This window comes from Variovorax sp. ZS18.2.2, assembly GCF_024701975.1.
Taxonomy (GTDB): domain Bacteria; phylum Pseudomonadota; class Gammaproteobacteria; order Burkholderiales; family Burkholderiaceae_C; genus Variovorax.
Genome location: NZ_JANLNM010000005.1, coordinates 215,960 through 242,032, shown reverse-complemented (window position 1 = coordinate 242,032; position 26,073 = coordinate 215,960). Strand labels below are relative to the sequence as shown.

The 26,073-nt window shown below is 68.9% G+C and carries 27 protein-coding genes; 6 read left to right on the top strand and 21 right to left on the bottom strand.

Features of this window, described 5'->3' with window-relative positions; genetic code table 11:
- Window positions 1-5: 5 nt before the first annotated feature.
- The 3 genes from NU688_RS20510 (at window position 6) to NU688_RS20500 (ending at window position 2,934) form a co-directional block, all read left to right on the top strand.
- Complete coding sequence (locus NU688_RS20510; protein ID WP_257862640.1) at window positions 6-173, top strand: hypothetical protein; 168 nt, start codon at window positions 6-8, stop codon at window positions 171-173.
- A 122-nt stretch (window positions 174-295) separates the two neighbouring features.
- A complete protein-coding gene (tagH, locus tag NU688_RS20505) occupies window positions 296-2,023 on the top strand; it encodes a type VI secretion system-associated FHA domain protein TagH (RefSeq protein WP_257862639.1) in 1,728 nt (575 codons plus the stop codon).
- A 71-nt stretch (window positions 2,024-2,094) separates the two neighbouring features.
- On the top strand, window positions 2,095-2,934 hold the full coding sequence (locus tag NU688_RS20500; protein ID WP_257862638.1) for a PP2C family serine/threonine-protein phosphatase: 840 nt from the start codon (window positions 2,095-2,097) through the stop codon (window positions 2,932-2,934).
- An 82-nt stretch (window positions 2,935-3,016) separates the two neighbouring features.
- Here the strand turns inward: NU688_RS20500 and NU688_RS20495 are convergent, their stop codons facing one another.
- The 5 genes from NU688_RS20495 to tssA form a co-directional block, all read right to left on the bottom strand.
- Window positions 3,017-3,577, bottom strand: coding sequence for a hypothetical protein (locus NU688_RS20495; protein WP_257862637.1), 561 nt, complete (start codon window positions 3,575-3,577; stop codon window positions 3,017-3,019).
- Between the two features lie 70 nt (window positions 3,578-3,647).
- Window positions 3,648-4,130 carry a type VI secretion system tube protein Hcp gene (locus NU688_RS20490; protein ID WP_257862636.1) on the bottom strand — a complete coding sequence of 161 codons (483 nt, stop codon included), beginning with the start codon at window positions 4,128-4,130 and terminating at the stop codon, window positions 3,648-3,650.
- A gap of 137 nt (window positions 4,131-4,267) precedes the next feature.
- Window positions 4,268-5,761, bottom strand: a complete 1,494-nt coding sequence (gene tssC / locus NU688_RS20485) for a type VI secretion system contractile sheath large subunit (protein WP_257862635.1) — start codon at window positions 5,759-5,761, stop codon at window positions 4,268-4,270.
- A gap of 52 nt (window positions 5,762-5,813) precedes the next feature.
- Window positions 5,814-6,329: a type VI secretion system contractile sheath small subunit gene (gene tssB / locus NU688_RS20480; RefSeq protein WP_257862634.1), complete on the bottom strand. Its 516-nt coding sequence runs from the start codon at window positions 6,327-6,329 to the stop codon at window positions 5,814-5,816.
- Window positions 6,330-6,402: 73 nt separating this feature from the next.
- A complete protein-coding gene (gene tssA / locus NU688_RS20475) occupies window positions 6,403-7,431 on the bottom strand; it encodes a type VI secretion system protein TssA (RefSeq protein WP_257862633.1) in 1,029 nt (342 codons plus the stop codon).
- Between the two features lie 71 nt (window positions 7,432-7,502).
- On the opposite strand from tssA, the gene tssJ reads away from it, so the two are divergent.
- The gene (gene tssJ / locus NU688_RS20470) at window positions 7,503-8,024 is read left to right on the top strand and encodes a type VI secretion system lipoprotein TssJ (RefSeq protein WP_257862632.1); all 522 of its coding nucleotides are present in this window, start codon (window positions 7,503-7,505) and stop codon (window positions 8,022-8,024) included.
- 119 nt (window positions 8,025-8,143) lie between these two features.
- On the opposite strand, the gene NU688_RS20465 is transcribed toward tssJ, so the two are convergent.
- Window positions 8,144-9,274 carry a type VI secretion system protein gene (locus NU688_RS20465; protein ID WP_257862631.1) on the bottom strand — a complete coding sequence of 377 codons (1,131 nt, stop codon included), beginning with the start codon at window positions 9,272-9,274 and terminating at the stop codon, window positions 8,144-8,146.
- Window positions 9,271-10,596, bottom strand: coding sequence for a DotU family type IV/VI secretion system protein (locus tag NU688_RS20460; RefSeq protein WP_257862630.1), 1,326 nt, complete (start codon window positions 10,594-10,596; stop codon window positions 9,271-9,273). The genes NU688_RS20465 and NU688_RS20460 overlap by 4 nt, the downstream gene beginning before the upstream one ends.
- A gap of 243 nt (window positions 10,597-10,839) precedes the next feature.
- On the opposite strand from NU688_RS20460, the gene NU688_RS20455 reads away from it, so the two are divergent.
- Window positions 10,840-11,529 (top strand): response regulator transcription factor, encoded by a 690-nt coding sequence (locus NU688_RS20455; RefSeq protein ID WP_257862629.1) that lies wholly within the window; start codon window positions 10,840-10,842, stop codon window positions 11,527-11,529.
- A gap of 1 nt (window position 11,530) precedes the next feature.
- Here NU688_RS20455 and NU688_RS20450 read toward each other — a convergent pair whose 3' ends face one another.
- From NU688_RS20450 to NU688_RS20420, 7 genes are read right to left on the bottom strand one after another with little or no spacing between them, the layout of a single operon-like run.
- Window positions 11,531-12,844, bottom strand: a complete 1,314-nt coding sequence (locus tag NU688_RS20450; RefSeq protein WP_257862628.1) for an MSMEG_0569 family flavin-dependent oxidoreductase — start codon at window positions 12,842-12,844, stop codon at window positions 11,531-11,533.
- A 39-nt stretch (window positions 12,845-12,883) separates the two neighbouring features.
- Entirely contained in the window at window positions 12,884-13,168 is a 285-nt protein-coding gene (locus NU688_RS20445; protein ID WP_257862627.1) for an MSMEG_0570 family nitrogen starvation response protein, read from the bottom strand.
- Between the two features lie 41 nt (window positions 13,169-13,209).
- Entirely contained in the window at window positions 13,210-14,226 is a 1,017-nt protein-coding gene (locus tag NU688_RS20440; protein WP_257862626.1) for a sll0787 family AIR synthase-like protein, read from the bottom strand.
- The gene (locus tag NU688_RS20435; protein WP_257862625.1) at window positions 14,223-14,783 is read right to left on the bottom strand and encodes an MSMEG_0567/Sll0786 family nitrogen starvation N-acetyltransferase; all 561 of its coding nucleotides are present in this window, start codon (window positions 14,781-14,783) and stop codon (window positions 14,223-14,225) included. The genes NU688_RS20440 and NU688_RS20435 overlap by 4 nt, the downstream gene beginning before the upstream one ends.
- Before the next feature lie 2 nt (window positions 14,784-14,785).
- Window positions 14,786-15,868 (bottom strand): MSMEG_0568 family radical SAM protein, encoded by a 1,083-nt coding sequence (locus NU688_RS20430; protein WP_257862834.1) that lies wholly within the window; start codon window positions 15,866-15,868, stop codon window positions 14,786-14,788.
- On the bottom strand, window positions 15,831-16,892 hold the full coding sequence (locus NU688_RS20425; RefSeq protein WP_257862624.1) for a Nit6803 family nitrilase: 1,062 nt from the start codon (window positions 16,890-16,892) through the stop codon (window positions 15,831-15,833). The genes NU688_RS20430 and NU688_RS20425 overlap by 38 nt, the downstream gene beginning before the upstream one ends.
- Window positions 16,893-16,907: 15 nt before the next feature.
- Entirely contained in the window at window positions 16,908-17,390 is a 483-nt protein-coding gene (locus NU688_RS20420; protein ID WP_257862623.1) for an MSMEG_0572/Sll0783 family nitrogen starvation response protein, read from the bottom strand.
- A gap of 356 nt (window positions 17,391-17,746) precedes the next feature.
- On the opposite strand from NU688_RS20420, the gene NU688_RS20415 reads away from it, so the two are divergent.
- The gene (locus NU688_RS20415) at window positions 17,747-19,150 is read left to right on the top strand and encodes a PLP-dependent aminotransferase family protein (protein ID WP_257862622.1); all 1,404 of its coding nucleotides are present in this window, start codon (window positions 17,747-17,749) and stop codon (window positions 19,148-19,150) included.
- On the opposite strand, the gene NU688_RS20410 is transcribed toward NU688_RS20415, so the two are convergent.
- The 7 genes from NU688_RS20410 to NU688_RS20380 form a co-directional block, all read right to left on the bottom strand.
- Window positions 19,086-20,372 carry an NUDIX domain-containing protein gene (locus tag NU688_RS20410; protein ID WP_257862621.1) on the bottom strand — a complete coding sequence of 429 codons (1,287 nt, stop codon included), beginning with the start codon at window positions 20,370-20,372 and terminating at the stop codon, window positions 19,086-19,088. The two genes, NU688_RS20415 and NU688_RS20410, sit on opposite strands and share 65 nt — an antisense overlap.
- A gap of 41 nt (window positions 20,373-20,413) precedes the next feature.
- Entirely contained in the window at window positions 20,414-22,813 is a 2,400-nt protein-coding gene (locus NU688_RS20405) for a TonB-dependent siderophore receptor (protein WP_257862620.1), read from the bottom strand.
- Window positions 22,810-23,832 carry a FecR domain-containing protein gene (locus NU688_RS20400; protein WP_257862619.1) on the bottom strand — a complete coding sequence of 341 codons (1,023 nt, stop codon included), beginning with the start codon at window positions 23,830-23,832 and terminating at the stop codon, window positions 22,810-22,812. The genes NU688_RS20405 and NU688_RS20400 overlap by 4 nt, the downstream gene beginning before the upstream one ends.
- Window positions 23,829-24,329: a sigma-70 family RNA polymerase sigma factor gene (locus tag NU688_RS20395; RefSeq protein ID WP_257862618.1), complete on the bottom strand. Its 501-nt coding sequence runs from the start codon at window positions 24,327-24,329 to the stop codon at window positions 23,829-23,831. The genes NU688_RS20400 and NU688_RS20395 overlap by 4 nt, the downstream gene beginning before the upstream one ends.
- Before the next feature lie 77 nt (window positions 24,330-24,406).
- The gene (locus NU688_RS20390) at window positions 24,407-24,730 is read right to left on the bottom strand and encodes a hypothetical protein (RefSeq protein ID WP_257862617.1); all 324 of its coding nucleotides are present in this window, start codon (window positions 24,728-24,730) and stop codon (window positions 24,407-24,409) included.
- Complete coding sequence (locus NU688_RS20385) at window positions 24,730-25,323, bottom strand: hypothetical protein (RefSeq protein ID WP_257862616.1); 594 nt, start codon at window positions 25,321-25,323, stop codon at window positions 24,730-24,732. Before NU688_RS20385 ends, NU688_RS20390 begins: the two co-directional genes overlap by 1 nt.
- A 108-nt stretch (window positions 25,324-25,431) precedes the next feature.
- On the bottom strand, window positions 25,432-25,929 hold the full coding sequence (locus NU688_RS20380) for a hypothetical protein (RefSeq protein WP_374684672.1): 498 nt from the start codon (window positions 25,927-25,929) through the stop codon (window positions 25,432-25,434).
- Window positions 25,930-26,073: the final 144 nt, after the last annotated feature.

Here is a 26,073-nt window from a genome sequence, read left to right as displayed (position 1 = left end):
AGCGCATGGCCGCGAAGCATGTTCTTGCCGCGCTGGCGCTCGTCTTCCTCGTCGCCGCCGCGCTGCGCTGGTCGCGCAACGCACGGCGCATCGACCCCGCCACCCGCACCTGGCTCCTCATCGCCCTCATCTTCACCGCCGTCGCCGCCTGGCTGCAATGGCATACCTCTTAAGGCGAGATTGCCAACCCGCCCCCCGGAATGAATACTCCTTCTGAGTTTTTTCGCCCGTGCACGTCCGTGCGTGCGCGGGCTGTGTCCGGGATAGAAAGGCCTAGAGCCTCGGGGGCCGATTCATGATCCATATCGCTGTCATCACCCGGCAAGGCGCTCCGGCGGGGCAGCCCATCGCCGCCGACTTCGGGCCCAACGGGGGCACCATCGGCCGGGCCGACACCAACACGCTGGTGCTCGACGATCCGGATCGCACGGTCTCGCGCGTGCATGCCCAGGTGCTGTGCCGCGACGGCCAGTACTTCGTGATCGACCGCGGCAGCAATCCGCTGCAGTGCAACGGCGTGTCGCTCGGGTCGGGCAAGGAAGCGCCGCTCACCGACGGCGCGCGGCTGGTGGTCGGCAGCTTCGAGCTCAGCGTGCGCATGACGGCCGCCACGGCGGCAGCGCCCCCGCCGTCGCTGGCGATTCCCAACACCGTCATGTCGGCGCCGGCCGGTGCCGCTCCGGCCGCGAGCACGAGCGACGATCCTTTCGCCGACCTGCTCGCGGGGCTCGGCTCGCCGCCAGCACCTGCGCCCGCAGCCGGGTCCGGCGCCAACAAGGCCGCGGCGCCCGCCAGTGCCGACTCGCTGCTGTTCCCCGACCCGATGGAAACCGGCTCCCGCAATGCGCAGGCTGCGCAGGTCGATCCGTTCGCCAACCTGCTTGGGCCCACGCCGAGCTCCGCGCCGGCCGCGGGCATCGGCGCGCTCGACGATTTCTCCGACCTCGGCGTGCCGCCCGCGCACGGCAAGGCGTCCGGCATCGACGAGCTGTTCGGTGGCATGGGGAGCGGCGGCGGCATCGGTGGCGACCCGCTCGCGCTGTCGCCGCTGGCCGATCCGCTGCTGCAGCCGAACACGGCTTCGTCCGCGGACCCGCTCGCCGCGTTGCAGAGCGCGGCACCGTCCACGCCGACACCGCGCTCCGACCACTTGCCGATCGACCAGTTCGGCTTCACACCGCCGAAGGAGGTGACGCCACCACCTCCTCCGCCACCGCCGCCTCCACCACCAGCGCCCGCGCCGGTGGCCGCAGCACCCGCAGAGGTGCTGCCGCAGTTCGACGACATCACGGGCCAGCCGATCCGCATCAGTGGCCCCGAGCTTGGCAGCAAGCCGCTGGAGCCACTGCCTCCTTTGCCGCCACCACCGCCACCTCCCGTTCAACGCGCGCCCGCACCGGCCGCGCCTCGCGCCGAACGCATCGCCACCGACGACGAGCTGCTCGCCGCCTTCCTGCGCGGCCTCGCCAGCACGCACCAGCCGCCCGAGATGCTCACGCCCGGCCTCATGGAGCGCATCGGTTCGATGCTGCGCAGCGCCACCGAGGGCACGTTGCAGCTGCTGCTCACGCGCCAGGAGTTCAAGCGCGAGGTGCGCGCCGAGGTCACGATGATCGCGGCGCAGGCCAACAACCCGCTCAAGTTCTCGCCCACAGTGGAAGTGGCGCTCGCGCACCTGCTGGGGCCCGGCGTGCGCGGCTTCATGCCGCCCGAGGCCGCGATGCGCGATGCCTTCAACGACCTGCGCGCCCACCAGTTCGGCGTGATGGTGGGCATGCGCGCGGCGTTGGCGCATGTCATCACGCGCTTCGAACCCGGGGAGCTCGAGAAGAAGATCAGCGCGAAGTCGGCGCTCGACGCCATCTTCGCCGCCAACCGCAAGGCCAAGCTCTGGGACCAGTTCGTGGCGCTCTACGGCGGCATCGCGAGCGAGGCGGAAGACGATTTCCACAACCTTTTCGGCAAGGCCTTTCTCGAAGCCTACGAAGAGCAGATGGCGCGCCTGAAGTCAGACGGACAGTAAGAAAAAAACAAGAGAAGAACGACGACCTCGGTCGCAACCACAACAACACCAGCACACGCGAGGCACCCCGCTTGGAAATCGAAATCGTCACCTTGTCCCGACAGGGCGGCCGCACCTACAACGAAGACGTCCATGGCCATTGGCATGACGAGCGCTATGTCGCCTGCCTGGTGGCCGATGGCGCGGGCGGTCATGGCGGCGGCGATGTGGCGGCGGCCACGGCGCGCAGCAGCGTGCTGGGCGGCTTCTCGGCGGCGCCGGGGCTGGACGAGTTCACCCTGCGCACGCTGGTCGAGCAGGCCAACCGCGACGTGGTGGCGCGCCAGGCCGAAGGCGGCAAGCTGGCCGGCATGCGTTCGACCATCGTCTTCGCGGCGATCGATCTCGAGAACCAGGCGCTCGCCTGGGTCCACAGCGGCGACAGCCGCGCCTACCTGTTCCGCGGCGGCGCCATCGTGGCGCGCACCACCGACCACAGCCTGGTGCAGCAGATGGTTGCGGGCGGCATGCTCGACGAGGAGGGCGCGCGCCTGCATCCGCAGCGCAACATGCTGCTGTCGGCGCTCGGCTCGATCGAGGAGGCGCCCGACATCACGGTGTCCGACCGCATGCGCCTCGTGCCGGGCGATGTGCTGCTGCTGTGCAGCGACGGCGTGTGGGAGCCACTGGGCGACGAGTGCCTGGTCGACACGCTGCATGCCTCGCGCACGCCCAGCCAGTGGACCGAGCAACTGGACACGCAGATCAAGGCGCATGCCAAGCCGGGGCACGACAACTACACCGCACTCACGCTCTGGGTGATTCCCGACGAGGAAGACGATGCGACGCGGCTGCTGCCGGCGGTGGAGGAAGTGACGATGCCGGCGCCGATCGACGAGCCGTCGGCGGCGCCCGGGAAATCGGAGGACTAGGGTCTGTTCACCCTGTGCGCAAGGGGGCGCAAGGCTCGCCACAGCCTGCCCCTCAAGGCGCGTGATGCCCTCCCTCTCCTTCTTACGGCTTCTTGGGCCGGTAGGCCTTGAGCGTGCCGCTCACGGTCACGTCCACCGTGACCACCACGAGGGCCGATTCCATCTTCCCGTTGTCCTGTCGCTTCATCTGCTTGCGGGTGGTGGTCGAGGTCGAGCTGCTCTTCCAGCGGATCGTGCTGGAGCGCACCGCTTCCTTGTTGCCCTTGTGGTTCTGCTCCAGCACCGTGATGGCGCCGGTGCCCGGGTTCTTCGAAAGGACCGAGGTGTGGTGCGGGTGGCCGACCGTCACGAAGGGGGCGTCGACCCAGCCCGAGTCGTCGGAGAAGGTGACGTCGGTCGTGGTGGTCGTCGTCATCTCGTAGTCGCGGTACTGGAGGATGTCGCCGGGCAGCGCATCCTTGAGGGCGACTTCGTCGCCCCAGATGTAGTCGTCGTCGGCGCCCATCGGGCCGAAGTCCGACGAGGTGCCGGCGCCGGCCTGCAGCAAGGCCTTGTTGGCCAGGTCCCAGCATTCGCCCGCGCCGATCTGCTTGCCGACCTGTGCGCTGGCCCACTGAAGGACCTTGGCGTTGAGTGTTGCCATCGCGTGTCTCCGGCTGAAAAGGTCGAAGCGGCCCCCGGCCGCTTTTTTCTTGCGCAGCCGGAGAAGCGCGTCAGACCTTCTTGTTGGCCGCGATGTCCCAGCCGGTTTCCTTGGTGCCGTCGCCGGAACCGTCGGCCTTCTGGGGCGTGTACTCGTATTTGAACTTCGAGAAGTTCAGCGTCACGGTCTCGGTCAGGCGGTCTTCGCCGCCGCTGCCGCCGGTGTGGACGTTGCTCACCAGGATGTCTTCCATCGTGAGCTTGATGTATTCGAGCGGCGTGGCGCCGGCCTTGCGGACCACCAGCGTGCCCTTCTTGATGTGCTGGCCATTGCAGCAATCCAGGAGCAGCAGGTGCGAGGCGGAGTCGACGTACTTGGTGATCGAGACGTCCTGCACGCTCACCTTGCCGGCGCCCGAACCGCCGCCCACGTGGCCGGTGCCGGACTGGCTGGCGCCCCAGCTCCAGGCGAGAACGTCGATTTCCTTCTTGTGCGAATCGTCCTTGGATTCACCGTCGACGCCTTCGAGCTTCAAAAACATGTCTGCAGCCATGATGCTTACCTTTCAGTTGTGTGTGAGTCAGAGAAAAAGGGCTTCCGTGCGGTGCCTAAGCGTTGGTGCCCGGGAGCTATCAAGAGAACGAGCAGAGGGCCGGGTTTTCAAAGGCCCTCCGAAGGCATATGCCTTCGTTACTTGCCGCCCTTGGCCGAGGGCAGCTTGGACACCAGCCGCAGCGACACCGTGAGGCCTTCGAGCTGGTAGTGCGGGCGCAGGAAGAACTTGGAGGTGTAGTAGCCGGGGTTGCCCTCGACCTCTTCCACCACCACCTCGGCCGCGGCCAGGGGCTTGCGGGCCTTGGTCTCTTCCGAGGAGTTGACGGGATCGCCGTCCACGTAATTCATGATCCATTTGTTGAGCCAGCGCTGCATGTCGTCGCGCTCCTTGAAGCTGCCGACCTTGTCGCGCACGATGCACTTCAAGTAGTGCGCAAAGCGGTTGCAGGCAAAGAGGTAGGGCAGGCGCGCGGCCAGGTTGGCGTTGGCCGTGGCGTCCGGGTCGTCGTATTCGGCGGGCTTGTGCAGCGACTGGGCGCCGATGAAGGCCGCGAAGTCGGAGTTCTTGCGGTGAATGAGCGAGAGCAGGCCGGCCTTGGAGAGTTCGGCTTCGCGCCGGTCGCTGATGGCGATCTCGGTCGGGCACTTCTGGTCCACGCCGCCGTCGTCGCTCGGGAAGGTGTGCAGCGGCAGGTTTTCCACCGCGCCGCCCGACTCGATGCCGCGGATGCGCGAGCCCCAGCCGTAGAGCTTGTACGAGCGGTTGATGTTGGTCGCCATCGCATACGCGGCGTTGGCCCAGGCGTACTTGGTGTGGTCGGCGCCGGCGGTGTCCTCCTCGAAGTCGAACTCTTCCACCGGGTTGGTGTTGGCGCCGTAGGGCGTGCGCGCCAGGAAGCGCGGCATGCACAGGCCCAGGTACTTGGCGTCGTCCGAATCCCGCAGCGAGCGCCAGCCGGCGTACTCGGGCGTGAGGAAGATCTTGGTCAGGTCGCGCGGGTTCGCGAGCTCCTGCCACGACTCCATCTGCATCAGGTTGGGGCTCGCGCCGGTGATGAAGGGCGCATGCGCCGAGGCCGCGATCTTGGACATTTCGCCCAGCAGTTCGATGTCGGGCGGGCTCTGGTCGAAGTGGTAGTCGCCCACCAGCGCACCGAACGGCTCGCCGCCGAACTGGCCGTATTCCTGCTCGTAGATCTTCTTGAACATCGGGCTCTGGTCCCAGGCCGCGCCCTTGAACTTCTTCAGGCTCTTGGCGAGATCCACCTTCGAGATGTCCATCACCCGGATCTTCAGGTGCTCGTCGGTCTCGGTGTTGTTCACCATGTAGTGCAGGCCGCGCCACGCACTCTCGAGCTTCTGGTAGTCGGGGTGGTGAATGATCTTGTTGACCTGGTCGGTCAGCTTGGCGTCGATCGCGGCGATCATGGCCTGGATCGACTTGGTCACGTCCTTGCCGATGACGGTGCTGTTGCTCAGCGCCTGCTGCGCGAGCGTGAGCACGGCGGCTTCGACGGCGCTCTTGGCTTCGTCGCTGCGCGGCTTGAATTCCTTCTGAAGGAGCGACGAAAAGTCGCTGCCCGCATAGGCAACGTCCTTGAGTGCGCTCTGCTCGAGTGCTTCGGCCATGGTGGTTTCTCCTCGTGTACCGGTGTGTCAGGCGTTGGGGCTGTGTGGGTATTCAGGCGGCCGGCTTGGCGGCGTCGTCGGGCTTGGCGGTGGCGGCCAGCGACTGCAGCAGGGCCGGGTCTTCCAGCACCTTGGCCAGCAGCTCCTCGGCGCCGTTCTTGCCGTCCATGTAGGTCACCAGGTTGGACAGCTGCGTGCGTGCTTCGAGCAACTTGTTGAGCGCGCCGACCTTCCGGGCCACGGCGGCGGGCGAAAAGTCTTCAATGTTCTCGAAGGTGAGCTCGACCTTGAGTTCGCCCTCGCCGGTGAGCGAGTTCTCCACCGCGAACGCGGCGCGGGGCTTCATGGCCTTCATGCGCGAGTCGAAGTTGTCGACGTCGAACTCCAGGAACTTGCGGTCGGCCACGGGCGCGAGCGGATCGGCGGGCTTGCCCGACAGGTCGGCCAGCACGCCCATCACGAAGGGCAGCTGGATCTTCTTCTCGGCGCCGTAGAGTTCGACGTCGTATTCGATCTGCACGCGTGGCGCCCGGTTGCGGGCGATGAATTTCTGACTGCTCTTGGCCATGGCGATGCTCCTTGCGGGGGTAGATGGGGCGGTTCGATCAACAGGAAAAATGAAAGAGGGGAGAAGGCGGTGGCTATTCGGACGAGCGCTTGCCGGTCACGGTCTCGATCGTGTCCAGCGCGCCGGGCGCGAGGTTGGCCATGATTTCGAGAAAGCTCACGCCGATGAGCTTCTTGGCGCGGTCGATCAGGAGCGGCGCGGGGTTGCCGGGCTCGGTCTGTTCGAGAAAGCGGATCACGCGGTCCAGCGTCTGCAGTGCGTCCTGCCGGCTCAGGATTTCGCCGCGCGCGGCGGCGGCGCGCGGTGCGCCGCCGGCCTGCGAGCCATCGCCTCCCGCGCCTTCGGCCTCGGCTTCATCGGGCAAGCCGATGGCGGCGCTGCAGGCCTTCTGCAGCATGCGGCCGATGGTGCGCAGCGGGGTCAGGTCGATCACGTCGCCGCGGCCGGTGCGCTCGACCAGGAGGGCCTGCAGCTTCTCGACCAGGCCCGGCACGCCGAGCGCGGCCTGGATCAGCTCGGGCCGCTCGGCGTGCAGCGCCTCGAGGCCGCCCTGGATCTGCGCCGGCGAATAGGTGGCTTCGCCGCCCACCGCGTTCAATGCGTTGTTGGCCACCGCGATGTCTCGCACGCGGATCGCGCCCACGCCGGGCGCCATGCCGACCTGTGCGTCGTACAGGTCCTTCAGCACCATCGACTCGTCGCCCAGCGGTGCCAGCGCGTTCAGGCGCATGGTCGGGTCGTTGTCGTCGTCGGCATCGAGCTTTGGATGTATGCCTTCCCAGAACCGGTCGAGCAGGCCGGTGAGCAATTCGAGCCCGGCAACGAAGCCGGTGATGCCCTGCAGGCGCGTGGAGGCACGCAGCAGCAGCACCGCGGGACGCACGTCCTTGCTCCTGCGCAGGAGCGCATCGGACTGCTCGGCCACCTGGCGCCACTCCGGCTCCACCGCCGGGATGACGGTGTCGCCGAACTGTTGTTCGGGCTTGCCCTGCGCGGACGTGGTGAGCGCGGTGAAGTCCGCGTCGTACTCCAGATCGTCCCCGCATGGCGATGCCTCGCCTATCGGCGTGAGCAGTGCTTCTACAAGTTCGTGAGTCAGCATGTTGCCTGTTCGAGTTCGCTGGTGATAATCAAAGATGCGTCAGGACCGGTCAATGCAACGAAGGGAATAGCATGCGCACGCTGGGTACACACCATTCGTCCTATGAAGGCTTCTTCGCTGCGGCATCGCGGCGCCGCGTGGCGGGTCTCGGGCTCGCAATTGCGGGTCTGGCAGGACTTACCCTCGCTGGCTGCGCGAGCAAACCGGTGGTCACGCCGGTGAGCATCACGCTCGTGGCCGGCGCTGATGCCAACCCCGATGCGCGCGGCCGCGCCTCGCCGCTCACGGTGCGCGTGTATGCGCTCAAGTCGCCCGGACCCTTCGAGGGCGCCGACTTCTTCTCGCTGTTCGAGAAAGACCAGGCCACGCTCGGCGCCGAGCTCGTGCAGCGCGAAGAAATGCTGCTGCGCCCCGGCGAGAGCAAGAAGCTCGACCTCACGCTGCCGGCCGATGCCAAGTCCATCGCCGTGATGGCGGCGTTCCGCGACCTCGACCGCGCGCGCTGGCGCGAAGTGGTGCCGGTGACCACGGGCAAGCCGCAGACGCTCACGGTCAACTTCGGCGCGCGCCAGATCCGCATCGAAAACAAATAGCTCGCCCCCAGGCTGCGCGCACTTCGTGTCGCTTCTCCAACCCCCTACCGGGGGCAACACCTGCGGCCCGGCAAAGCCGGTTCCGCGGTGTTCCTGGAATTTCCGTTGCGTGTTGCGAGTCATGGCAATGTTGACGCCGTGTTCGACGGACGTCCCGGCCGTACCAAGGGTTGATCGGCCGGCAGGAAGCGCTCGAAGAGATCCGTCACGAAGGCCCCGCCACTTGCATCCGATGCGGCGGCCGTGAAGTAGAGGCCGCGCCAGCGCGGCGCGCGCGAGCCCTTGCCGTGGCTCTCGAACAAGACCTCCGCCACCTCGCGCAATGCGGGCTGCAACCCCTGCACCGCTTCCACGAAGCCATGGATCGCAAGCCGCGCCGCGGCCCCGTGCTGATCGCGCAGCAGGGCCATGCGCAGGCTCTGCAGTTGCGCCGCGATGGGGTCGAACAGGGCATCGAGCCGATCGCCGGCCGGTGCGTTGGGCGCGGCGAACGGGTCCGGCAGGCGATGACCCAGCGCCTGCGCCAGCACCTCGGGCGGCAGTGCGCCGCGCAGCGTGGCGTAGCCTGTCAGGTGCTCCAGGCCGGTGACGACGAGGTACATGGGCAACTGCAGGCGCAGCGTGTCGCCCGCCTCGTCGAGCAGCCGGCGCATCTTCGCGGCGAGGGGCCGCAGGCTGTCGGCATCGGCCAGCAGCAGTTCGCTCGCGGAGAAGCACGCGACCACGCCGTTGAGCGGCAGGCGGTCGCGCCGCTCGGCCAGCGCCAGCAGCGCTTGCAGCCACAGGCCGCGCGTGCGCGGCGCGCCGGCGGTGTCGCCGACCGCGGCGGGTTGCACCTCGATGGCGGCCACCGCGCCCGTCAGCCACCAGCGCCAGCAGGCCTCGTCGTCGACTTCGCTGTCGGGCCGCGCGAGGGGCTTGCCATGAGCGGTGGCCAGCAGTCCGGGCAGGTCGGCCGCCGCATCGCCGAGGAACAAAAACCACGGCACGGGCGCCGACGGTGCGTGCGACGAACGTGCGGGCCGCGGCGTCTGCCGCAGCGCCTGGCGCGCGCGCGCCATCGAATCGCGCAGGGCCTCGACGGCCGTCTCGTCGACCGGCGCATCGAGCGTCTCGATGCGCCGCAGCAAGGCACGCCGCCGCGCGCTGCGGCCCGCGTCATGCACCATGGCGTACAGCAGCCCGAAGCCGAGCAGGCAAAGCGCGAGCAGTGCCCAGAAGAAGTGTGCGGGCGAGAGCAGCGCGGTCATCGCGAGACCGTTTCGAGGAACACGAAATCGGCGATCAGCCGCTCGCTGTTCTTGCTGGCCGCGAGCGCTTCGCGCAGCCGCAGCAGGTAGGCCGAGGCGAGCTCGAACGGCGGGCGGTCGAAGGTCTCGGTGAACGGCACCGGCGCCGAGAGCACCGTGATCAGCACGCTGCCGAACGGTGGGCTCACGAGCCAGCTCGAGGGGATGTCGCGGCCCATCTCCAGCGTGGCGCCGGCGTGCAGCGGTGTGGGCGCCTGCCCGGCGTTCAGGTGCATGACCGAGCCGTCGACGGTGTAGTAGTCGACCCAGATGTAGCTGTCGTGCCGCGGCGCGCCCACCTGCACGCGCACGTTGTCGCCTTCGCGCAGCTGGTGGTTACGGGCCGTGGGCGCGTCGATGTCCAGCCCGTAGTGCTTCTCCTGGTTGCGCGCCTGGTAGGGCTTGAGGATGGCGAACACCTCGCAGTGCGGCCACACGCGCAGGCCGATGTCGAAGCGCGGCGAGTTCACGCCCGGCATCGCGCTCACTTCGCGCGCCACGCGCGGCACGTCCTCGGGCAGCGAGACGAAGCCGCTCACCTGCGTGTGGCCGTCCTTGCCGACCGAGGCCGAGAGGTCGGCGCAGGCGTAGCTCTGCAGGTGCTGGTCGATGCGCTGGGTCAGTGCGGTCGCGGTCGTCGCAGGCCCGGAGGTCATGAGCCACAGCAGGTAGAGCAGGGGCAGCAGCAGCGCCAGCGCCGCGCTCGCGCGCAGCAGTGCGCGGTCGCGCCGGTGGGTGTCGTTGGGGCCGCGCGGGTCGGCGACGCCGTAGGGCTGGGGCGTGATGTGGTCCTGCACCAGGCTGCCGAGCGGCAACGGCTTGAGCCGCAGCTGGCGCCCGTGCAGGTCCTTGAGCTTGCCGAGTTCGCCGTGGTCGCCGTCCTCGAAGTAGTACTGGCCCTTGAAGCCGTGCGCGAGCGCGTGCCAGTAGACCTCGCGCACCTCGTCGTCCTGCGCGGTCAGCGCCGAGAGGTGATGGAAGAACTCGCTGTGCGCGTTGTTGGAGTTGAAGAGCTGCACCTGCAGCGGTGCGGCGCTGACCTGTGCGCCGGGGTGGCGCGCGAGGATCTCGTCGATCCACGCCACCATTGCGAACACCGCCGATTCGACTTGCACCGCGGGCGTGCCGGATGCTTCGGCCTGCGCGCGCGCCGCATCGAGCAGGCGGCGCGCCTGTTGCTGCGCTGCGTCATGCGAGAGTGCGGGCCGGCCGGCCGTGATGGAGGCGTCCAGCGCGAGGCCGAACGAGATGAAGGTCGAGAAACAGTCGAGCAGCCGGGCCATGGACGTGCCCGCTCAGTAGTGCATTGCGAAGGATGTCTTGCACCGGCGTCTGCATCGATGGCACATGCCCATGTCCCCGGTTCCTTCGAGTGGAAGTTCATTCTTCCAAAGGGGTCCCGGCGGGCGCCATACCGCTTGGGGTCTATGCCGTTGGTGGGGCCGGGCGGCCTTGCTGTGCGGGGCAATCGCCGTTATCTTCGGCAATCGCTGACTTCCACGCAGCTGGAACAACGGAACCAAGCCATGAAAATCCTGATCGCCGACGACCACCGGCTCGTCATCGAGGCGGTCAAAGCCAAGTTGTCGGAGCTCGAGCCCGGCATCGAATTCGTTCTGGCGATGAGCGTCGACGAATTGCTTGCAGGCGCGAACGACGACCTCGACCTGGCCGTGATCGATCTCAACATGCCCGGCGCGGACGGCCAGGCGCACATCGACGAAATCCGGCGCCGCCATCCGGCTGTGCCGGTGATCGTGCTGTCGGGCTACGAAGACCCGGCCATCATGCGCAGCGCGCTGGAGCGCGGCGTTCTTGGATTCATTCCAAAAGCTTACTCACCGGAAGTCATGCTCTCGGCCGTGCGCCTGGTGCTGGCGGGTGGCGTGTACGTGCCGCCGATGATGCTGACGGCGCTGCCGCCGGGCATCGTGGCCGGCGTGGCACCGCAGGTCGGCGGTGCCGAGGTGCTGACGCGCGGCGGTGGCGCCGGCCAGACGCTCGAGCATCTGCGCAGCGTGCTGACCGAGCGACAGGTCGAGGTGCTGCAGTTGCTCTCGCAGGGCAAGCCGAACAAGCTGATCGGGCGCAGTCTCGGCATCAGCGAGGGCACGGTGAAGATCCATCTGGCTGCGATCTTCAGGGCGTTGAATGTGCGCAACCGGACGGAGGCGGTGGTGGCCGCGCAGGCGCTGACCGAGGCGCAGCAGGCCTGACCTAGGCGGCGCGCAGCGCGAGAGGCGCCGACGCCTCCATCGCGCCCTCTCGCAACCCCGTCTTTCTCTCTTCGATCGCCTCCGCAAGAAACTCCGCGTCGCGCGCGACGCCCGAGAAGCGGCCCGATCCCCAGGTGTGCAGCCACGGCAGGCCGAGGAAATACAGGCCCGGCTCGTTCGTCACGCCGCGTCGGTGCACCGGTGCACCACGACCGTTGAAGACGGGCGCATCCACCCAGGCGAAGTCGGGCGAGAAGCCGATGCACCAGACCACGCTCGCGATGCCCGCCGCCGCGAGGTCGAGCCGCGTGCGTTCTTCCGCCGGCTCCCACACGGGCGCGTAGACCGAGGGCGGCGGCGCTTCGAGGCCCTGCGCGGCGATGAACTTGTCGATCGATGCGTTGATGCGGTTGTAGGTGGCGTCGGCGCTGTCGAGGTTCTCGCGCAGGTTGGGCTGCAGCTCGAAGCTGCCGCCGTCGAAGCCGCTGAGCAGGCCATAGAGCTCCATGCCTTCGCGCGCGAAGCGGCGCAGGTCGATGTCGCGCCCGCCGTCGCGGCCGGTCACGTAGTGGTTGGTGTTGTCGCGCACGCCTTCGCGCAGCGGGTGCTCGGTGACGGGCATGTCGTAGTACTTCATGTCGGCGAGCCAGTCGACCACCTCGCGGCCGCGGTAGAAGCGCGCGCAGCGCGGCGCGTTGCCGGTGGCCAGGTGGACCTTGCGGCCCGCCAGGTGCAGGTCTTCGGCGATCTGCGCGCCCGACTGGCCGCAGCCCACCACCAGCACCGCGCCCTCGGGCAGTTGCGCCGGGTTGCGGTACTGCGCCGAGTGGTACTGCGCGACGGTGGCCGGCAGCTTTTCGGCCAGGCGCGGCACGATCGGGCGGTGGTAGCCACCCGAGGCCACCACTACCTGGTCGGCGGTGTAGAGGCCGGTGTCGGTCTGCACGAGGAAGCGGTCGCGCTCGCCCGTGCCCGGTACGCGCGAGACGCGCTCGACGGTAACGCCCTCGATGGCCGGCGCCTTCACCTGCGCAACGAAGCCGGCGAGCCAGTCGTTGATCTGGTCCTTGACCATGAAGCCGTGCGGGTCGCTGCCGATGTAGCCCCAGCCCGGCAGCTGGCACTGCCAGTTGGGCGTGACGAGGCAGAACGAATCCCAGCGCTGCGTGCGCCAGCTGTGCACGAGGCTGCGCTTCTCGATCACGAGATGGTCGATGCCGCGCTGCTGCAGGCAGTGGCTGAGCGACAGGCCGGCCTGGCCGCCGCCGACGATGACGACGCTGTAGTGGCTGCGTCCGCCGTAGGGATAGGACATGGGGGTCTTCTTTCTTTCTCTCTCTCTGGATGTGGGGTGTCAGTCGAAGGCGACGACGGTGACTTCGGCATCGGTGGTGCCGGTGAAGCGGGTGGCGATGCGCTCGATCTCGGCGAGTTGGTCCATGGCTTGCGAACACGCGAAGCCGTACCTGGCGCGCACGCGTTCGGAGGCCATGGCGAGTGCGTCGCGGCTGCGCTGCAGGAAGTCGCCGAGCGCATAGCGCTGGCCGGGCGCGAAGAACTCCTGCACCACGGACGAGGGCGAGTAGCAACGCGTTTCGCTGGCATCGGGCCAGCGCACGTGGAAGTGCATCACGGGCATGGGCGTGTCTCTTTCAGGTGGGTGGGGCCGGCCCTTCGGACTCAGACATACACCGCCTCCGCACGCTCGGAGGGCGTATGCGGCTGGATGAACGCGTCGCTGCCGAAGTCCCACAACAGGGCTTGGTCGCCGCCCGCTTGCAGCCGCACCTGTCGCGTCGCATCGACCTCGCCGACGACCGCGCAGGCGATGTCGCGCGCGGCGAACCGACCCAGCACCGGCGCGACCTGCGCGGGCGGAACGCTCAGCACGAAGCCGTAGCTTGGAAAGGACGAGAGCCAGCGCATCAGCGGCACGCCGTCCGGCCGCGGCAACGCGTCGATGTCGATGCGTGCGCCGACGCCCGAGCACTCCAGCAGCATCATCGCCGTGCCCACCGCGCCGGCCATGCTGATGTCTTTGGCCGCGCAGCACAGGCCCTCTTCGGCCAGCGCGGGCAGCACTTCGAGGTCGGCGCGCAGCCGCGCGGCCGGCGCGGTGGTCGATGCATTCCAGTACGGAAAAGGCTCCTCGTACGCACCGCGCAAGTCGGCCGCCATCACCAGCAGGTCGCCGGGCTTTGCGTCGAAGCTGGTGAGCAGCTTGCGCGCATGACCGAGGATCGCCACGGCGAGTTGCGGACGCTCGCTGCGGTTGTTGCTGTGCCCGCCCACGATGGGCACGCCATAGCGCACCGCCGCTTCCGCCAGCCCGCGCAGCACGTCATCGGCCGGGTTCATGCCGGTGCTCCAGAGCGCATCGACCACGGCCGTCGGCCGTCCGCCCATGGCGTAGATGTCGCTCACGTTGACCATCACGCCGCAGTAGCCCGCGAACCAGGGCATGCGCACGATGAAGTCTTCGACCAGCCCCTCGATGGCGAACAAGAGGTAGCCGCCGTGGCCGTCGGGCATGGCGGCGCAGTCGTCGCCGATGGGCACGGCCTGCGCGAGTGCCGCATGGCCGCCGGGCAGCGACCGGCCGAGTGCGGAGACCACGTCGCTGATGTCGCGCTTGTGGGCGAAGCCACGCGTGGCGCGCAGGGCTTCGGCGATCTCGTGGACGTTGTTGTTCGTCATGCCATCACCTTGGCGCGCGTGACGAAGCCGCTCACCGGGTCGTGGCAGGGCGGGTACCAATCGAGGTCGGCCTGCATGCGCGCATGCGGCCGGCCGTGCACGGTGGTTTCTTCGAGCAGCTGCCAGCCGATCTTGCGGAACAGCGGCACGTTCTGCATCTGCACCTGCGCGAAGAAGGCCACGCAGCCCAGCGCGTTGGCGCGCGCGACGGCCAGCCGGATCAGCGTCACGCCCAGGTGGCCCTGGCTGCGAAAGGCCGGATGCACGGCGAGGCGTGAGCCCCACCATTCGCCCTCCGCTTCGCCGCGGTGGATGCGCACCGTGCCCACCACCTGCTCGGGCATGCCGCCGTTGCACGACATCGCAACGAGCAACTGCGAGCGGTCGTCGGTCGCATCGCGGTCGTCGCGCACGAAGATGCCCTGCTCGATGCAGAACACCGCGCGGCGCAGCGCCATCGCCTCGTCGCGCTCCCACTGCTGCGCGGCCTCGCGCACGAGGTACTCGACGGGCGCGTAGTGCAGGTCGAGTTCGCTCAGGTCGTCGATGCACAGCATGGTCAGCTTTCGCTTTCTTTTTCGTATATCGACAACGACGAGCACGCGCCGCACTTGCCGCAGCCGGCCTTGATGTCGGCCGAGCGCAGGCCCGCGGCCACCACGCGTTCGCCGAGCGGCGCAAGCAGCGACTTCATGAAGTCGGGTGTGGGCGCGGGATGGTCTTCGAGCGGCGTGCCGCTGATCGGCACGAAGGGCACGACGAAGGGGTACACGCCGCGCAGGAGCAACTGGTCGCAGGTGTCGAGGATGGCTTCGCGCGTGTCGCCCAGGCCGGCCAGGATGTAGGTGCTGACCTGCCCGCGCCCGAACACGCCCACCGCCGCCTCGAAGGCGCTCATGTAGCGCGAGACCGGCACGCTCGCCTTGCCCGGCATCAGGCGTTCGCGCACCTCGGGCGTCACCACTTCGAGGTGCATGCCGAGCGTGTCGATGCCCGCGGCCTTCATGCGGTGGAACCACTGGTCGTCGTCGGGCGGCTCGCACTGGCCCTGTATCGGGATGTCGACCGCGGCCTTGATCGCGAAGGCGCTCTCGCAGAGGATGGCCGCGCCGCGGTCGGTGGCGTTGGGCGTGCCCGTGGTCATCACCATGTGCTTGACGCCATCGAGCAGCACGGCCGCGCGCGCCACTTCGGCAAGCTGCTCGGGCGTCTTGCGCGCGATGGTGCGGCCGGCCGCGAGCGACTGGCCGATCGCGCAGAACTTGCAGCTCTTCTTGCGGCTCTCGTAGCGGATGCAGGTCTGCAGCACCGTGGTGGCCAGCACGTCGCTGCCGTGCAGCGTGGCGATGTGCGAGTAGGGCACGCCGTCGAAGGTCTGCATCGCGTAGAAGCGCGGCTGCTTCGGAAAGCTGATGCTCGCGATGGGAATGGCGCCGCGCATCACGCGGCTCATGCCCTGCGCATTGGGTGCTTCGGCGGTGAACGGCGAGTGCCACGCGGTCGAGGTGTGGACCGGCACCATGATCGTGTGGCCGTCCACCGTCACCGCCTTGTGATCCGAAGGGCCCGCGCCGCCGCGGCGGCTGGCCACGCCCGCCGAAGGATCAACCAGCCGCAACCCGAAGGACTGGAGCTCGGTCATCAGTTGCCGGCTGTCTTGCTGCTGTGTCGTCGTGGTGGTCATGGTCGGGGCTCCGTGGCGCGAGGGTTGGGGGTTGGGGTTGCGTGAGATGCATCGGCACGGTCGTCTGAGCCGGCCGGTCGTTGATGGCGAGCGACAGCAGCTCGGGCCGCGCGTAGTGGCCGACCGAATCCATCATTCGCTTGCGCTTGGCGATCAGCGCCATGTCCATGTCGGCGATCACCATGCCTTCGCCCTCGGTGAGCGGCGGCGCGAGGTGTTTTCCCTCGGGCGACACGATGGCCGTGTGGCAGCCGCCGCGCAGTGCCTTCTGCAGGTTGGCATCGGGCGTGACCGAGCGGATCTGCTCGTCGGTGAGCCAGCCGGTGGCGTTGACCACGAAGCAGCCCGATTCGAGCGCGTGGTGGCGGATGGTCACTTCCATCTGCTCCGCGAAGATCGGGCCGACCAGCGAGCCGGGGAACTGCGCGCAGTGGATCTCTTCGTGCTGCGCCATCAGCGCGTAGCGCGCGAGCGGGTTGTAGTGCTCCCAGCAGGCGAGGGCGCCGACGCGACCGATGGCGGTGTCCACCACCTTCAGGCCCGCGCCGTCGCCCATGCCCCAGACCATGCGCTCGTGATAGGTCGGCGTGATCTTGCGGCGCTTGAGCGCGAGCGTGCCGTCGGCATCGAACACCAACTGCGTGTTGTAGAGGCTGCCGTGGTCGCGCTCGTTCACGCCGAGCACCACCACCATGTGGCGCGCGCGCGCCCGCTCGGCCACGGCCTGCGTGACGGGGCCGGGCACGACCACCGCGCGCTCCACCAGCTGCAGGTGCGGCGCGCCCTGCAGCACGGGCGGCAGCACGAAGCTGAAGTAAGGGTAGTAGGGCACGAAGGTCTCGGGGAACACCGCGAGTTGTGCGCCCTTGGCAGCAGCCTCGTCGATGGCGCTGCACACCCGGTCGAGCGTGCCGTCGGGGCGCTCGAAGTCGGGCGCGATCTGGATCGCCGCGGCACGCACGATGCGGGGTGTGGAAGCCATCGCCGGGGTCCTGCCTTACAGCGTCCAGGTATCGAGGATCACTGCGCCGGCCTTCTTGTGCAGCAGCACCAAGTCCAGCACGTCGAGCGGGTTGATCGGCTTGATGCCCTCGATCAGCGCGCCTTCGCCGTGGCCGTACAGCGCCTGCAATGCGAAGCGGCAGGCATACACCTTGCCGCCTTCTTCCATGAACTTGCTGATCTGCTTGTTGAAGTTCTGGTGGCCCGGAAAGGCCTCGTCGCCCAGCGTCGGAAAGCCGCGCTGCACGCCCAGCGTCACGCCGGGGCCGTAGAGCAGCACCGAGGTCTCGTAGCCCTTGCGGCGGAGGCGCGTCGCTTGCAGCAGGTTCACGAAGCCGATGGAGCCTTCGAAGGCCACGGTGTGGAAGGTGACGAGCGCCTTCTCGCCGGGCTCGGCCTTGACGTCTTCGAACACCTTCTCTTCGTAGTCGACGAGGAACTCGCCTTTCTCGTTGCGCGGGCGGGTGACTTTGGGCATGGGGGACTCCGGTTGGGTGGTTGGACACGCAGGTCTTGCGTGTCTTTTCCTTCGCAGGCGATGTGCCAGCGTCCGGGCCGGTCCGTGCGATCAACGCGCGATCAATGCGCAGCGGTGCGGCCCGCGTGCGGATAAAAAAATTTCAGGCGACCGCAAAGGCGGATGCGCAGGCCGCTCAACGACCGGTTTTTGCACCGGGACGACGCATCCGCCATGCGATCAATGCACCCGATCAATGGGGTTGATCGCACCTGATTGAAGCATCCGGCCCCTGCGCCCACGCTCTGGGCCGGGCGCGATTCATGCATGTTGATCGGTGGCCAGATGCAATCAATGGATGCAATCAACTCCGCACGATGACGACCATCACCGCCCATTGGAAGAAGCAGCTGCGCAACAGCGACAGGCCCGCCTACCTGCTGCTGGCCGAGCTGATCGCCGACGACATCAAGACCGGGCGCCTCGGTGTGCGCGACCGCTTGCCCACGCTGCGCGAGCTGGCGGCCGACCTGGAGCTCAACTACACGACGGTGGCGCGCGGCTATGCCGAGGCGCGCAAGCGCGGGCTCATCGATTCGCGCGCGGGCACCGGCACCTTCATCCGCTCGGGCAGCCCGAGCCTGCGCCTGCGCGGCGGCAGCGGTGCCGAGATGACGATGAACATGCCGCCCGAGCCCGACGACGAACACCTGATGGCGCGGCTGCACGAGAGCGCGAGCCGCGCCTTCGCCGAGATCGATTTCCACGACCTGCTGCGCTACCAGGATTTCGGCGGCACCGCGCACGACCGCGAGGTCGCGATGCAGTGGTTGCGGCCGTTCGTGCCGCATGCGGGCGTGGACCGCATCCTCGTGTGCCCCGGCATCCACGGCGTGCTCACGGCGCTGTTCTCGCAGCTCGCGCGGCCGGGCGAGCTGATCTGCGTGGAGTCGCTCACCTACCCGGGCGTGAAGGCCATCGCGGCGCAGCTGGGCGTGCAGCTGCACGCACTGCAGCTGGACGACGACGGCCCGATCGCCGATGCCTTCGAGCACGCCTGCAAGACGCTCAAGCCCAAGGCGCTGTACTGCAACCCGACGCTCTTGAACCCGACCGCCGGCACGGTGTCGCGCGCACGGCGCGAGGCGCTGGCGGACGTGGCGCTGCGCTATGCCATTCCGATCATCGAGGACGACGCCTACGGCATGCTGCCGCGCCAGACGCCGAGCGCCATCGCCACGCTCGCGCCCGCGCTCACCTACTACGTGAGCGGGTTCTCCAAATGCTTCGGCGCGGGGCTGCGCAGCGCGTATGTGTGCTCACCGACGGTGGTGCAATCGCAGCGCCTCGCGGGCGCGATGCGCGCCACCACCGTGATGGCCTCGCCGATCACCAATGCGCTCACGACGCTGTGGGTGGAAGACGGCACCACCGAGGCGATGCTGCAGGCCGTGCGCGCCGAATCGGTGGCGCGACAACTGCTCGCGATGCGCCACCTGGGCGACAGCGGGCTGCAGGCGCATCCCGAAGGTTTCCATGCCTGGTTGCCGCTCACGCCGGGGTGGAGCCCGGTGGAGTTCGCCTCGTACCTGCGCACGCAGAACGTGGGCGTGGTGGCGAGCGCGGCGTTCTCCACCGATGGCGATCCGCCGGATGCGGTGCGCATCTGCCTCGGTGGGCCGATGTCGCGGGAGCAGTGCGATCAGGCGCTGCGGCTCATCGCCGATACGCTGGCGCACCCGCTGCATCCGCATGCGACGCTGCGCGCGGGCGGTGGATGAAGCCTTGTGACGGGGCGATCCAATCGATGGCGTCGTTTTTGCCAGTGACAGCTACGTTGGTGCCCGTGAAAAGCATGCGCTCTTCGACCAGCAGGAAGCTCGGCCCGCCGTTGCCGCTCATCAACATCTGAAGCGTGGCGCCGCCGAGGTCGAGCGTGCCACCGGGCCAGTCGGATTGCGCCGTGACGGTCCAACGCACGGGGCCGGGCGCGGCGGCGCGAAGGGCGTCCTCGAGCGGCGCGGGGCCGATCAATGCCCAGCCTTCCGATCCGCCGACGAGATAGCTGTTGTCACCGGCGCCGCCCACCACGCGAATCACCCTGTCGGACAGCCGCGTGACGAGGCCCGCCTCGAGCGCATAGCGCGCATCGCCGCGGCCCTCGGGATCGAGGCGGCCGATCTCGTCATACGCGGGCTCCTCGATGTTCACCGCACGGCGGCCCTCGGGGCCGTCCGCGAGCCTCGGCATGTTCAGCGGAATCTCGCGCAGCTGCCGCGCATGCGCCATGAATTCGTCGGCGCGCTGGAAGACATCGAGCTGCTGCAGCACGCGCCGCGTCACGTTCATCAGCTTCAAGCTGCGCGCGGGGTCCAGTGCGTCGGCCGGGCGCAGCCACATGTGTTCGACGGTCTCGCGGCCGTCGGGGTGCACCTCTTGCCCGGCGGGCATCAGCGCGACGAAGAAGCGCGTGTCGAAGCGGCGCGGCATGCCGGGCGGCGTGAGCCAGTGGCCGAAGTAGACGACGCGGTCGCCGGCCAGGCGCCAGCCGTGCTGGTCGCACATGGCGAGCAGCGCGCCGGTGCCCTGCTCGGCGGCATCGCGCATCGCGGCGAGTTCGCCTGAGGGCAGGTCGATCAGCCGGACCGGAAGGTTCGCCCCATCGCTCGCGAACAGAAGGCCGGCTTCCTCGAAGCACTCGCGGATCGCGGCCGCGTAGAAGTCGAGCCCGCCTTCGGGCACCGCGAGGCGTGCACTCGCCGCGGCATCGTCGAGGCCCGCGCACAGCGGATGCAGATGGCGGTCGTGCGCATCGACCACGCCGCCCGGGAAGACGCTGGCGCCGCTGTTCTGGTCATTCGCTTTCTCGGCCCGGCGCAACATCAGGGCTTCGAGGCCTTCGCTGCCGTCGCGCAGGACGACCAGCGTGGCGGCGGTGCGGATGGGGCGGGGCGCGGAGGCAGGGGCGGAGGCAGGGGCGGAGGCGGGCGTCGTGGCGTTCATGGCCGCGCTATTGTGAATGTGTGAATGCGCGAAGGCGCCCGCTACCAGCGGTAGGTGGCCTTCGCCTGCAGCGTGCGCCCTTGCCCGAAGAACTGGCCGAGGCCCGACACGTAGCGTTTGTCGAACAGGTTGGTGGCGTTCAGCGCGAAGCTGTAGGGGCCGCGGTCGTAGCGCAGGGCCGCATCGACCAGCGTGTAGGCCGGATTGAAGACGGTGTTGGCCACGTCGGCGGGTACCTTGTCGACGTAGCGCACGCCGCCGCCGATGCTCCAGCCCTGCAGCTCGGGGTTGGCGAAGCGGTAGTCGAGCCAGAGGGCGGCGGTCTTGCGCGCGGTCTGCGTCGGCTGCTTGCCCAATTCTTCATACCTCAGGCTGCGCGTGACCTTGGCGTTGAGGAGGGTGACGCTGGCCACCATCTTGATCTGCTCCGTCAACGAGGCCCTGGCTTCGAACTCCGGGCCGCTGGTGCGAACTTCGCCGATCTGCAGGGTGAAGCCGGGCGATAGCGGACTGCTGGTCGTGACGTTGTTCTTGCGCAGGTCGAAGGCCGACAGCGTGAAGAGCGCATCCATGCCCGGGGGGCGGTATTTCAGTCCCACTTCGAACTGCCGCCCGAGCTCAGGCTTGTTGCGCAGGCCATCGGTGCCGACGCCCGGCACGGGTGTGAACGAGGTCGCATAGCTGGCGTACGGGTTGAGGCCGCTTTCGCTGACGTACAACAGGCCTGCGTTGTAGGTGGTCTTGCTGTCCGAGGCGCTGAGGCCGAAGTTCGGGCTCGCTTGGGACTCGGCCCGGTCGTGGCGCACGGCAAGGCTTGCGGACCAGGGGCCCGAGCGAATCTGGTCCTGCACGTACACGCCGAACTGCTTGACCTTGTCGGTCGACTGGGGAAGTCGGAGGCTGGCCAGGTACCCGTTGAGGCTGGCGTTCCGACGCAAGTCATAGACCGGCGCAAAAGCATCGATGGGAGGCGCGAGGTCCTGGCCGCCTTCCCTCTCGCTCGAATAGCGCTGGAGGTCCATCCCCACCAGGAGCGTGTGGTCGAGGGAGCCGGTGCGCAGACGCCCTTCGATCTGGTTGTCGATCGAGGCCACGCGGATTCTGTCGCGCCAGAGGAGGATGCTGCGGTCGAGCGTGCGCTGATCGTCGCGGAAGGCGGTGCCGGAGATCTGCAGGTAGTCGAGATTGAGCGCGGAATAGCGTGCGTTCTGGCGGAAGGTCCAGTTGTCGTCGATGCGGTGCGACAGCAGGTAGGTGAGCGAGGACGTCTCGCGGTCGTAGTGGTCTACGCCGGGCTCCCCGATGAAGCGGTTCACCGGAATCTGCCCGTTGGGGTTGGGCACGACGAGCGCGTACTGGGGCCACGCACTCTTGGGCGTCATGCGGTCGCGCGTGGCGTCGGCCAGCAGCGTGACGGTGGTGCGCGACGAGGGCTTCCATGTCAGCGCAGGTGCGATATAGCTGCGGTCGTCGCGCCCGAAGTCGGTCTGGCTGCCGCTGTTGCGCAGGACGGCGTTGAGCCGGAACAGCAGGCTGCCGTCTGCGTTCAGCGTGCCGCCGAGATCGAGGCTGCCCTGGTAGCGGTCGTGGTTGCCCACCGAGAGGCTCACCTCGCGCAGCGTTTGCGCGGTGGGACGCTTGGACACCATGTTGATGGCCCCGCCGGGCACCGTCTGGTCATAGAGGGCGGCGCTCGGACCCCTCAGCAGCTCCACGCGCTCCAGCCCCTGCGGTTCGGCAAGCCATCCCGTGTACGGGCTCGAGGTGGTGAGCTTGAAGCCGTCGAGAAATTCGGCGGGCGCAAAGCCGCGCACCGTGAGCGACGAGAAGCGCAGGTCGTAGCCAGTGACCTCGGTCAGCACGCCGGCCGAATAGCGCAGCGACTGTTCGGCGGTCTGCACCGCCTGGTCGTCCATCTGGTTGCGAGTGACCACGGTGATGGAACGGGGCGTCTCGACGATCGGCGTGTCGGTCTTGGTCGCGGTGGCGCTGCGCCGGGCGACGTAGCCGTCGACCGGGCCGTCCGCGCGCTCGGCCTCGGCGGTGACGACGACCGCGGGCAGCTGTTCGTGGCTGGTGCTGGGGGGCGGCGCCGTCGTCGAGGGCCGTATCAGGTAGGCGCCGCCGCTGCTGCGCACCGCTTCCAGCCCATGCGGGGCCAGCAGCGCGGCCAGTCCCTCGTCCACCGTGCGGTCGCCGGCGAGCGCAGGCGCGGCGCGCCCGCGCACCCGCGCCGGGTCGAAGGACAGTGTGATGCCGGCCTGCCGCGCGAAGCTGTTGAGCGCGTCTTCCAGCGCGCCGGCCGGCACCTCGAAACTCTGGCGCGCGGGCTCGACCGCGTCCGCCCACGCGCGGCCGGCAGGCGCGGCCAGGCCCAGCGCGATGCCCAAGGGCAGCAGCGCGTGGACCAGGGCTCGGCGGGCCGCGCGAATCCGGCTCAACGTTTCGAGACAGTCAATGTGCCGTCCGCTCCACGTTCGAGTTTCACCGGCAGCGTGCGCACCAGCGCGTCGAGCGCGCGGCCGACCGGGTCGGGCCCGCCGAGCTGGAACACGCCGGACACGCGCAGTGACGCGATCTCCGGATCGCAACGCAGCGGTGCGTCGCGGTAGCGCGCCAGTTCGGCCACGAAGGCATCCAGGCGCATCTGCCGGGCCACGATCGCGCCGTCGGTCCAGGCGTCGGCCTCGAAGCTGCGGTCCACGATGCGCTGCGGCGCGGTCGCGTCGCCGCGGATGACGTAGCCGTCGCCGGCCTGCGCCACGACCCGCGGCGCGTCGCCGGCATGGATGGCGACGCGGCCTTCGGTCAGCGAGAGCCGGGTCTCGCCGTCCTGCTGCCGCACGCCGAAGCGCGTGCCGAGCGCCTCGAAGCGCGCCTGCGGTGCATGGACCCAGAAGGTGCGCTTGCCGAACATCGCCCCGGCATCGCTGCCGGTGCGCACGAAGAGTTCGCCGCGGCGCAGCACGATCAGGCGCTGGCGCGGCGAGAAGACCACCTGCACCTCGGAGCCGGTGTTCAGGTTCAGCTCGGTGCCGTCCGCCAGCGTCACGCGCCGGCGCTCACCGACGGCGGTGGCGTAGTCGGTGCGCTGCAGCCAGGGCGCCTCGCGCCAGACCAGGAGGCCGAGCACGCCGCCGGTGAGGGCCAGGCCCATCACGCCGAGGGCGCTGCGCCGGCTTTGCGTGCGGGCCCGGGTCGCGGCCTGGAGCGCGCCATGTGCCAACGCGCCGCTCGTGCCCCCCACGGCCGGCACCTGGCGGAAGGCGTCTTCCACCGCCTGCACCTGCTGCCAGGCTTCTTCGTGCGAAGGATGCGCGGCGCGCCATGCGCCGCAGGCGTCGTGCACGCCGGCGTCGGCGCTGCCCGAGCCGAGGCGCACGGCCCAGGCGATGGCCTGGTCGAGCAGGGCCTGCGGGCTCTGGCCGCTGGCGGTGGGGTCGAGGAATGCCGGTTTCATTTCAGGGCCAGGCAGTGGCGGATCGCGCTTGCCATGTACTTTTCGACCGAGCTCAGGCTCACATGCAGCCGCTCGGCGATCTCGTTGTAGTTCAGGCCGTCCAGCCGCGAGAGCAGGAAGGCGCTGCGCGCTTTCGCCGGCAGGCCGTCGAGCATGGCGTCGATGCGCACCAGCGCCTCGATCAGCATCAGCTGCGTTTCGGGCGAGGGCGCCTGCTGCTCGGGCAGGCTCGCGATGGCGTCGAGGCAGGCGCGCTCGAGCGTGCGACGGCGCACGTGGTCGACCACCAGGCCGTGGGCGATGGTGGTGAGCCATGCCCGCGGCTCGCGCACCTCGTCCAGCTCGCGCGGCCGGCCCAGCATGCGCATGAAGGTGTCCTGCGCAAGGTCGGCCGCATCGAAAGCGTTGCCCAGCTTGCGGCGCAGCCAACCCAGCAGCCATCCATGGTGCTCGCCATAGAGGGTTTCGACACGGGAAGGAGGGACGCGGTCCGGCATGGAGGGGTGGGTGTGCAAGTCGTTCGAAAACGGAGCGAGGCTTGCGAGCATGAATTTATCTCACTCGAGTAACGGATTTAAACAATGATCGCGCGCCGTTTGCCGGCGCGGGTCGGGCGTGCGCCGGCGGCCGGTGCGGCAGCAGGGCTGGGGACGACGCAGCGCGCGCCGCGAGGGCCCGGGTCGGCGCTGCCGCGCAGGATGGGTGCGAGCGTGGAACGGTCGGCGCCGCCGGCCGGCTGTTTGCAGACGCTGAGGCTCAAGGAGAGCGCGAACCCGGCCGCCGCCAGCGCGGCCGCCGCGCAGCCGATGCAGAGCCCATCGGCCCGGCGCGACAGGGTGAACCGCGAGGGCGAAGGGGCGTTGTGGTGCCGCATGGGCAGGGACAGCGTGCCGTGCATCACAGGAAACCGGATGAACGCGTGCCGTAGCGGCCCTGCAGCGGAAACCGCAGGGTGAGGCAGCCGTCGCCCAGCGGCGAGGGCGCGGTGTAGATGCGCGCGCCGTGCCGGCTCACGACCGCCTGGCAGGCCCGGATGCGGTCGTCCGCTGCGCTGGCCGGCCGGCTGAACGCCGCGGCGAGGCGCTGCGTCCCGGCGCCGGTGTCGCACCAGTTGACCACCGCATGCCCGCCGTCGATGCGGGCCATCACGTGCAGCGTCGTGTCTGGCTGCAGCACCTCGGTGGCTACGCCGACGATGTCCCCGATGAGCGCGTGGAGTTCGTCGGGGATCGCGAACACCAGCAGCGGATCGTCCGGAAGGAACAGATTGAAGTCGATGCCCAGGCGCGCCAGCATCGGTCCCTGGGCCTGCGACATCGCGCGCAGCGGCTGCCGCAGGTCGACGCTTTCGCGGGCGGCGGTGGGAACGGGCTTCTTCCGCCCGCCGGCCGGCGGGGGCGCTGCGGCAGGGCGCGATCCGCCCATCCTGCGCGCCAGCCAGGCGGCGCCAAGGGCGAAACGGGAGGGGGTGGCGAGGCCGAAGGTGCTCATTGGGGCTCCAGGCTGGTTGAGGGGAGGCGGGGCTTTGGTGTGAACTTCGATGACTTGCCGAACGGGGTCGTCAAAACCCGTAATCGACGGGTGCGCGTCTGAAAAAAGTCAGTGCACGCACTCGGGTGCCGCCTTGTCGAGCAGGGAGACAAGGCGCGCCACGAGGCGCTCGCTGTAGATCGGGCCCGGGTGCAGCACGTCCGCCATTTCGTCCGGTGAAAAGCCCACGGAGCCCCAGTCGGCGAACAGCGCGCCGGTCTCGTCGGCGATCTGCCGGGCCATGCCGTCGTAGAAGTCGCGTCCGCGCACGGGCTGCGGCTGCCGCGTGAGCCCGGTGATGACCGGCGTGCGGCCCGCCGCCTGGACATGCGCGACCATGCTGCGCAGCGGCGCCTCGTAGGGATAGCCGAGCTGCCCGTCGTTGATGCCGTGCTCCAGCACCACGAAACGGGTGGTGACCGGCGTGGCCACGAAACTGGGCTCGCGCTGGATCGCCGCGGTGCCCGCCACCGCGTTGTCGATCACCGTGTAGGCGGGGCGCATGCGCTTGAGCACGGCGGCGGGCGGTTCGGGCAGGCGCTGGTTGTAGCCGTAGGCGCCGTGCAGGATCGAGTCGCCTCGAGCGTGACCGAGCAGTCGCGCGGACCGGGCGGTGTCGCCTCGGCGGGGTTCTTGGCGAGCAGGGGCGCGGGCGATGCGGCCGTGCCGCCGCCGCTGCCGCCGCAGGCAACGATCAGGACGCTGGCCGCA

Bases quoted from the DNA above. Each gene is read 5' to 3' on its own strand.
- NU688_RS20430 (WP_257862834.1), bottom strand. From the start codon at position 15,868: ATGACCGAGCTCCAGTCCTTCGGGTTGCGGCTGGTTGATCCTTCGGCG.
- NU688_RS20415 (WP_257862622.1), top strand. From the start codon at position 17,747: ATGACGACCATCACCGCCCATTGGAAGAAGCAGCTGCGCAACAGCGAC.
- NU688_RS20440 (WP_257862626.1), bottom strand. From the start codon at position 14,226: ATGACGAACAACAACGTCCACGAGATCGCCGAAGCCCTGCGCGCCACG.
- tssJ (WP_257862632.1), top strand. From the start codon at position 7,503: ATGCGCACGCTGGGTACACACCATTCGTCCTATGAAGGCTTCTTCGCT.
- NU688_RS20490 (WP_257862636.1), bottom strand. From the start codon at position 4,130: ATGGCTGCAGACATGTTTTTGAAGCTCGAAGGCGTCGACGGTGAATCC.
- tssB (WP_257862634.1), bottom strand. From the start codon at position 6,329: ATGGCCAAGAGCAGTCAGAAATTCATCGCCCGCAACCGGGCGCCACGC.
- NU688_RS20435 (WP_257862625.1), bottom strand. From the start codon at position 14,783: ATGCTGTGCATCGACGACCTGAGCGAACTCGACCTGCACTACGCGCCC.
- NU688_RS20395 (WP_257862618.1), bottom strand. From the start codon at position 24,329: ATGCCGGACCGCGTCCCTCCTTCCCGTGTCGAAACCCTCTATGGCGAG.
- tssA (WP_257862633.1), bottom strand. From the start codon at position 7,431: ATGCTGACTCACGAACTTGTAGAAGCACTGCTCACGCCGATAGGCGAG.
- NU688_RS20465 (WP_257862631.1), bottom strand. From the start codon at position 9,274: ATGACCGCGCTGCTCTCGCCCGCACACTTCTTCTGGGCACTGCTCGCG.
- NU688_RS20385 (WP_257862616.1), bottom strand. From the start codon at position 25,323: ATGAGCACCTTCGGCCTCGCCACCCCCTCCCGTTTCGCCCTTGGCGCC.
- NU688_RS20455 (WP_257862629.1), top strand. From the start codon at position 10,840: ATGAAAATCCTGATCGCCGACGACCACCGGCTCGTCATCGAGGCGGTC.
- NU688_RS20445 (WP_257862627.1), bottom strand. From the start codon at position 13,168: ATGCCCGTGATGCACTTCCACGTGCGCTGGCCCGATGCCAGCGAAACG.
- tagH (WP_257862639.1), top strand. From the start codon at position 296: ATGATCCATATCGCTGTCATCACCCGGCAAGGCGCTCCGGCGGGGCAG.
- NU688_RS20425 (WP_257862624.1), bottom strand. From the start codon at position 16,892: ATGGCTTCCACACCCCGCATCGTGCGTGCCGCGGCGATCCAGATCGCG.
- NU688_RS20450 (WP_257862628.1), bottom strand. From the start codon at position 12,844: ATGTCCTATCCCTACGGCGGACGCAGCCACTACAGCGTCGTCATCGTC.
- NU688_RS20510 (WP_257862640.1), top strand. From the start codon at position 6: ATGGCCGCGAAGCATGTTCTTGCCGCGCTGGCGCTCGTCTTCCTCGTC.
- NU688_RS20460 (WP_257862630.1), bottom strand. From the start codon at position 10,596: ATGGCCCGGCTGCTCGACTGTTTCTCGACCTTCATCTCGTTCGGCCTC.
- tssC (WP_257862635.1), bottom strand. From the start codon at position 5,761: ATGGCCGAAGCACTCGAGCAGAGCGCACTCAAGGACGTTGCCTATGCG.
- NU688_RS20410 (WP_257862621.1), bottom strand. From the start codon at position 20,372: ATGAACGCCACGACGCCCGCCTCCGCCCCTGCCTCCGCCCCTGCCTCC.
- NU688_RS20400 (WP_257862619.1), bottom strand. From the start codon at position 23,832: ATGAAACCGGCATTCCTCGACCCCACCGCCAGCGGCCAGAGCCCGCAG.
- NU688_RS20390 (WP_257862617.1), bottom strand. From the start codon at position 24,730: ATGCACGGCACGCTGTCCCTGCCCATGCGGCACCACAACGCCCCTTCG.
- NU688_RS20495 (WP_257862637.1), bottom strand. From the start codon at position 3,577: ATGGCAACACTCAACGCCAAGGTCCTTCAGTGGGCCAGCGCACAGGTC.
- NU688_RS20420 (WP_257862623.1), bottom strand. From the start codon at position 17,390: ATGCCCAAAGTCACCCGCCCGCGCAACGAGAAAGGCGAGTTCCTCGTC.